Origin of the sequence: Saccharopolyspora mangrovi (assembly GCF_035320975.1) — a bacterium.
Taxonomy (GTDB): domain Bacteria; phylum Actinomycetota; class Actinomycetes; order Mycobacteriales; family Pseudonocardiaceae; genus Saccharopolyspora; species Saccharopolyspora mangrovi.
Genome location: NZ_JAWLNX010000010.1, coordinates 207,693 through 214,069 on the forward strand (window position 1 = coordinate 207,693; position 6,377 = coordinate 214,069).

Here is a 6,377-nt window from a genome sequence, read left to right on the forward strand (position 1 = left end):
GGGCGGGGGGGGGGGCGGGGGCGCGGGGGGGGGGCGGGGGGGGGGGGGGGCCCCCCCCCCCCCCCCCCCCCCCCGCGGGTGGTGGTGGACTACGCCAGGCTGATCGCCGCCGGACGGTCGTGGTCCTGCTGGGTCGTGGGCACTCCCGTGCGGAAGGTCAAGCGCATCTTGCCGATCCAGATCTCGTCACCGTCGGACAGCTCCGCCGAGATCACCGGGGTCCGGTTGACGTAGGTCCCGTTGAGCGAACCGCCGTCCTCCAGGACGTAGCGGCCGTCGCGCACGACGAGTTCGGCGTGGTGGCGCGAGACCGTCACGTCGTCGACGACGATGTCGGAGTCCCGGTGCCGCCCGATCACCGTCCGCCCCGCGCCGAGCGCGAAGGACGTCCCGGCGGACGAGCCGCGACCGACCTCCAGCCGCATGCCCTCGGTGGAGTCGCGCTGCTCCGGGACCATCGCCCGCGCCGGCACCACCGCGGGGCGGTCGGCGTGCATCGAGGGCACCTCCATCCGAGCGGTCTCGCACAACGCCGCCGCAGCCGCACCGTTGTCCATCATCGTCTGCCCTCCTCATGAGCGATCAAGCCGGGAGACCTGCACCAACCTCGTCGGGTTCTCCCACGGACCCGTTCAGCGTGCACGACACCCCCCGCACATCGGGCAGGCATTTGGTCCCGCCACGAGCGTGTCGCGCACCACCACGGTGCGAAACCACCCGAATTCCCCGCGTGACCGCCACCGGGCGACCCCGGTTGAAGCCGGTCAGCGCCGGTCGATGCGGCGGTACTGGGACGGGGTCGTGCCCGTGGTGACGCGGAACTGCCGGTTGAAGTTCGACAGGTTGGTGAAGCCCACTCGGTAGCAGATCTCGGCGACCGGCAGGTCGGAGGTGCGCAGCAGGCGGGAGGCTTCCGTGAGGCGCATGCGGCTCACGGTGCGGCTGAAGCCGACGCCGGTGGCCTTGGAGAACAGCCGGGAGAAGGCGTCCCTGCTCAGACCGACCTCCTCGGCCACGTCGGTGAGCAGCATCCGGTCGGCGAGGTGGTCGGTGATGTAGCTCAGCGCCCGGTTGAACAGCTCGGTCTCCTCCACGCCCAGCCGGTAGGAGCCGCCGTGGCTGTCGAGGTAGCGGCGGTCGGACTCAGGCGAGTCGGCCAGCACGCCCAGCAGCTCGGCGACCGCGGCCAGGCGCCGCAGGCCGAAGGTGCCCTGCACGGCCTCCAGAGCCTGCGCGCCCTCGACCGCCGTGCGGCCGCTGAACTCCACGCCGCGGGCCGCGTCGTCCAGCAGCGGTCGCAGCGACTCCAGCTCGGGCAGGGTCTCGGCGGCGGTGAAGAACCGGTCCTGGTCGAGCTGCAGCACCACGTCGCGGCGGGGCACCGCGTCGGCGTCGCCGAAGTGCGAGATCCAGTTGTGCGGCAAGTACGAGCCGATGAGGCTCAGGTGGCCCGGGCCGAACGGGCCCACGTAGTCGCCGACCATCACGGTCCCGGAGGACTCGCGGATGAGGTGGACCTCCACCTCCGGGTGATGGTGCCAGCGGGCCAGCGGGTGCGGCCAGTCGTGCTGGTGCCACCGCACGGAGCTCGACGGGTCCGGGACCACCAGCTCCCGCACCGGCGAGGCGGTCTCGCCCGGCCCCCTCCGCGCGGCGGCACCCACGGTCACCTTCCCGCCACTCGGATCTGGATCTTGACGTCGCCCGGTCGCGCTTCGGCGCCGCGCTCGAAGGCGGCCACGGCCTGCTCGAACGGGTAGGTGGCGCTGATCAGCTCGGCCAGGTCCACCGACGGCGAGGCGGCCAGCTCGATGGCGCGCGGGTAGGCGTTGGCGTACCGGAACACCGTCTCGACGCGCACCTCCCGGGCCTGCGCGGCCGCGACGTCCAGCGACACCGGCTCCACGGGGATGCCGACGAGCACGACCGCCCCGCCCGGCGCGGGGGTCTCCCACAGCGAGCCGAAGGCCCGCGAGTTGCCGCTGGCCTCGAACACCACGTCCGCTCCCCACCCGCCGGTGGCCTCGCGCACCACCTCGGCCAGGTCCCGTTCCCGGGCGTCGACGGGGTGGACGGTCGGGTACGCCCGGAGCTTGGCGAACTTCTCCGGCGCCACGTCGGAGATGTACACGCGGGACGCGCCGCTGGCCGTGGCGGCGATCGCGGTGAGCACCCCGATCGTGCCCGCGCCGACCACGGCGACGACGTCGCCGGGTGAGATCCGCGCCTTGGTCACGGCGTGGACGGCCACCGCGAAGGGCTCGATGAGCGCGCCCTCCTCCAGCGAGAGCTCGTCGGGCAGCTCGTAGGTGAAGTCTGCCGGGTGCACGACCTCCGGCTGCAGGCACCCGTCCACCGGCGGGGTGGCCCAGAACCGCACGTCGGGGTCAACGTTGTACATGCCCAGGCGCGCGGCGCGGGAACGCGGGTTGGGGAGGCCCGGCTCCATGCAGACCCGGTCGCCGACGGCCAGGTGGGTGACGTTCGCGCCGACCTCCAGCACGGTGCCGGAGGCTTCGTGGCCCAGCACCATCGGGTCCTCGACGACGTAGGGCCCGATCCGCCCGTGCGTGTAGTAGTGGACGTCGCTGCCGCAGATGCCGACGGTGTGCACGGCGATGCGCACCTCGTCGGGGCCCACCTGGGCCGGTGCGGGCACGGGGCGGACCTGGATCTCGTGGCGGCGTTCGAGGACGACGGCGTCCATCGTCTTCTCCTGCGTGGTCGGGGCGGTCGCGGGATTCATGGTGGCAGGTCCTCTCAGGCTGCGTGGGCGAGGCGGTCGCGGCGCGGCAGCATCCGACCGGTCTCGGTGGTGATGCCCGGCTGCGGCGGGTGGATGAAGAAGGTGGTGATCGTGCCCAGCACCATCAGCCCGGCGAAGGCCCAGCACACCCCGATCGGGCCGACCACGGGCAGCAGAGCCGTGGCGATGCCCGGGCCGGCGAACGTGGTCAGGCCGGAGGCGAGGTTGTGGGCCGAGATCGCCGCACCCCGGTGGCCCGGGGCCAGCGCCGGGAAGATCGCGCCCATCGGCACGAACGCGGTGACCGACAGCGCGAAGAGCACGGCGGCGGCGACCATCAGCAGGAAGCCGGCACCGAACCACACCGGGACGTAGGCGAAGGCCAGGGTCGCGATCGCCATGCCGCCGAAACCGCACCAACGCATCTGGCGCATCCAGCCGTAGCGGTCCCCGAGCCGGCCCCAGACGACGTTGGACCCGAGGGCGATGGCGTTCATGACCGCCCAGATCGTCATCCACTCGGGCAGCGAGAACCACGCCTGGCCGCCGATGTCCCCGGTCGTGAGGTAGAGCGGCATCATCATCGGGAAGGCGTAGAGCGTCAGGTTGCACAGCACCCGGATCACCACCGACAGCGCGATCTGCCGGTTCTCGACCAGGATGGTCACCCCGCGCAGCAGCTCGCGGGCCCGGCCCTGCCCGTCGCGCTCGGTGGTGCGGGCCGCCTCGGGCGGGGCGCCGGGCACGAGGAAGGCGCACATCGCCGTGCCGGCGGCCACGAAGACCAAGGAGGCCCACAGCGTCGCGTACTCGCCGATGGCCGGGACCAGCAGGCTGGGCACGTAGGCGCCCATCACGCCGATGCCCAGCGAGAACGAGGACCAGAACCAGCCCATCGCCGAGGCCAGGCGGCCGGGCTGCACCGACTGGGCGATGAGCACCACGAACGAGTACATGAACAGCGGGTAGGCCACGCCGCGCAGGCTGTAGATGACGATCGTGCCGAGCACGCTCTGCAGTCCCACCGTGAGGAACAGGACGTGCAGGACCATCCACAGGACGCCGCCGAGCACCATCAGGCGCTTGGCGCCGACGATCTCGGCCAGCACACCGGTGGTCCACGCCGAGAAGGCGACCACCAATCCGTACGCGGTGAACGCGAAACCCGCCTGGGTGGGCGAGAACCCCTTCTCGACGAGGAAGCGCGACAGGAACGTGAGCTCGAAACCATCACCGGTCATGAACACGGCGAGCGCGAGGTAGCCGAACAGCAAGCGCCGCGGCATGCCGAACATCAGGGGTCACTCCTTTGTGGACACCAATGGGGACAGCACCTGACGAGCGCGAACACGAGCTCGTGGCGCCTGATCGATCCCAAGCTATGTCGCCGCGGCGCAGCGAACTAGACGGATAAACCGGCTCCTGCTGATACTTTCGTGCAGCGGCCAACCCAGCACGGGCTCGACGCGGAAGGGGGTGATCGGATGGCCGTGCGGTTCAGCAGCGTCGTCGAGGGCTCCGTCGAGGAGGTCTTCGCCTGGCATTCCCGGCCCGGCGCGATCAGCCGGCTGACCCCGCCCTGGCAGCCGGTCCGGGTGCGCGCCGAGGCCGCCTCGCTGCGCGATGGCACGGCGGTGCTGGGCCTGCCTGGCGGGCTGCGGTGGGTGGCTTCCCACCGGCCCAACGGCTACGCGCCGCCGCACCGCTTCGTCGACGAACTGACCTCGTTGCCGCTGTCGGCGGTCCTGTCCTGGCGGCACACGCACGAGTTCAGCCCTGCCGGAGGAACGACCACCCGCGTCACCGACGCGGTCGAGACCGCTCTTCCCCGCAGCGCGCTGCGGGCGATGTTCACCTACCGGCACGCCCAGCTCGCCGATGATCTGGCCTCGCACGCCCGAGCCCGGTCGTGGCGATCGAGTCCGGTGACCGTGGCGCTGACCGGTTCCGCCGGTCTCGTGGGCACCGCGCTGGCCGCGCTGCTGTCCACCGGCGGGCACCGCGTGATCCGGCTCAACCCCCACCCCGCGCGCCAGCCCGACGAACGGCACTGGAACCCCGCCGATCCGGCGCCGGAGTTGCTCACCGGTGTGGACGTGGTGGTCCACCTGGCATCCGACCCTGTCGGCAGCGGGGCGCGTCCCACCCTCCTGCTGGCGCGGCGGGCCGCGACGACCGCGGGCGGACCGAGCGCGTTCGTGGCCGCCTCCGACGTGGGCTACTACGGCCGCGAGCAGGGCGAGGAGGTCCTCACCGAAGCCGGCCCGCGCGGCGACGGCGCCCTCGCCGACGCGGTGGCCGCGCGGGAATCCGCCACCGCGCCTGCCGCCGAGGCCGGGCTGCGCGCGGTCGTCGTGCGCACCGGGATCGTGCAATCCCCGCGCGGTGGCGCGTTGAAACGGCTGTTCCCGCTGTTCTCCGCCGGGTTGGGCGGGTCCCTCGGTGAGGGGCGCCGGTGGCTTCCGTGGATCGGCCTCGACGACCTGGCCGACGTGCACCTGCGGGCGGTTCTCGACGCGGGCCTGTCGGGTCCGGTCAACGCCGTCGCCCCCGAACCGGTGCGCCTCGACGACTACGCGCGCACCTTGGCGCGCGTGCTCGCACGCCCGGCGCTGCTGCCCAGCCCGCTGGCGGGCCTGGTGCTCGGCGGTCGCGAGGCGGCCGCCGACCAGCGGGTCGAGCCCGATCGGCTCCGGCGAGCGGGGCACCACTTCCGCCACCCCGACCTGGATGCGGCGCTGCGCCACGTCCTCGGCCGGGCGTGATCGAGCCGCGTCACTCCCCCGAGCCGCCCTTCCCCCGGCCGCGCCACCAGCGAGGATCGCGGCGCTGCCGCGGCGCGTTCGGCACCTGCAGGTTGTAGCGAACGCCGAGCATCCTGATGGTGAAGCACACCGCCGCCGCCACGAGCGCGGTCACGACTCCGTAGACCTCGGCCTGCACCGCGGCGACCGTCAACGCGGCCCCCACCAGCGCGGGAACCGCGTAGAAGTCGCTGGTCAGCACCGAGGGGACCTGCCGGATCGCCATGTCGCGCAAGGTGCCCCCGCCGACGGCGGTGAGCGCGCCGAGCAGCACCGCCTGCACGCTGCCGAGCCCGTACTCGAGCGCCTTGGCGGCCCCGGTCACCGAGAACACGCCCAGGCCGACCGCGTCGAAGAGCGTGATGAGACCGGTGAACCGCACCAGTTCCACGCTGAGGAAGAACGCCGTCAACGCACCGGCCGCGGCCACACCGAGGTAGAGCAGCTCGCTGAAGGTCGCCGGTGGCAGCGAGCCGATCAGCACGTCGCGGATGATGCCGCCGCCGAGCGCGGTCATCATGCCCAGCGTGAGGACGCCGACCAGGTCCAGCCGGACGGCGCGCACCGCGGTGAGCGCACCGTTGAGACCGAAGGCGAAGGTCCCGGTGAGGTCCAACGCGAGCAGCAGCGGCGCCTGAGACATGCGGGCATTCTGACCCACGGTCCGCACCCAGGCACCGTCCTGCCCGCGCGAGGAGGGCTAGCTGTGATGTCCGGGGAGGTTGTCCCGGTCGTGGTGTGTGAGTTGGTTTGTTTTGCAGACAGGTGAAGGCCTCTGGTTGTGAAGTGGAGCTGTCTAGGAACCGCTTCATCAACCGGAGGCCTTC

The 6,377-nt window shown here is 72.3% G+C and carries 6 protein-coding genes; 1 reads left to right on the forward strand and 5 read right to left on the reverse strand.

Features of this window, described 5'->3' with window-relative positions; genetic code table 11:
• Positions 1-89: 89 nt before the first annotated feature.
• From R4I43_RS16870 to R4I43_RS16885, 4 genes are all read right to left on the reverse strand, one after another.
• On the reverse strand, positions 90-560 hold the full coding sequence (locus R4I43_RS16870) for an FHA domain-containing protein (protein ID WP_324266577.1): 471 nt from the start codon (positions 558-560) through the stop codon (positions 90-92).
• A 204-nt stretch (positions 561-764) separates the two neighbouring features.
• Positions 765-1,670 carry an AraC family transcriptional regulator gene (locus R4I43_RS16875; protein ID WP_324266578.1) on the reverse strand — a complete coding sequence of 302 codons (906 nt, stop codon included), beginning with the start codon at positions 1,668-1,670 and terminating at the stop codon, positions 765-767.
• Positions 1,667-2,746: an NAD(P)-dependent alcohol dehydrogenase gene (locus R4I43_RS16880; RefSeq protein ID WP_324266579.1), complete on the reverse strand. Its 1,080-nt coding sequence runs from the start codon at positions 2,744-2,746 to the stop codon at positions 1,667-1,669. Before R4I43_RS16880 ends, R4I43_RS16875 begins: the two co-directional genes overlap by 4 nt.
• A gap of 14 nt (positions 2,747-2,760) precedes the next feature.
• Positions 2,761-4,041, reverse strand: coding sequence for an MFS transporter (locus tag R4I43_RS16885; protein ID WP_324266580.1), 1,281 nt, complete (start codon positions 4,039-4,041; stop codon positions 2,761-2,763).
• Between the two features lie 189 nt (positions 4,042-4,230).
• Here R4I43_RS16885 and R4I43_RS16890 point away from each other — a divergent pair, with 189 nt between their 5' ends.
• Positions 4,231-5,511 (forward strand): SDR family oxidoreductase, encoded by a 1,281-nt coding sequence (locus R4I43_RS16890; RefSeq protein ID WP_324266581.1) that lies wholly within the window; start codon positions 4,231-4,233, stop codon positions 5,509-5,511.
• A gap of 10 nt (positions 5,512-5,521) precedes the next feature.
• Here R4I43_RS16890 and R4I43_RS16895 read toward each other — a convergent pair whose 3' ends face one another.
• Positions 5,522-6,193 carry a trimeric intracellular cation channel family protein gene (locus tag R4I43_RS16895; protein ID WP_324266582.1) on the reverse strand — a complete coding sequence of 224 codons (672 nt, stop codon included), beginning with the start codon at positions 6,191-6,193 and terminating at the stop codon, positions 5,522-5,524.
• Positions 6,194-6,377 lie beyond the last annotated feature (184 nt).

Excerpts from the sequence above, each read along its gene's own strand:
- R4I43_RS16870 (WP_324266577.1), bottom strand. The coding sequence starts at position 560 with ATGATGGACAACGGTGCGGCTGCGGCGGCGTTGTGCGAGACCGCTCGG.
- R4I43_RS16880 (WP_324266579.1), bottom strand. The coding sequence starts at position 2,746 with ATGAATCCCGCGACCGCCCCGACCACGCAGGAGAAGACGATGGACGCC.
- R4I43_RS16885 (WP_324266580.1), bottom strand. The coding sequence starts at position 4,041 with ATGTTCGGCATGCCGCGGCGCTTGCTGTTCGGCTACCTCGCGCTCGCC.
- R4I43_RS16890 (WP_324266581.1), top strand. The coding sequence starts at position 4,231 with ATGGCCGTGCGGTTCAGCAGCGTCGTCGAGGGCTCCGTCGAGGAGGTC.
- R4I43_RS16895 (WP_324266582.1), bottom strand. The coding sequence starts at position 6,193 with ATGTCTCAGGCGCCGCTGCTGCTCGCGTTGGACCTCACCGGGACCTTC.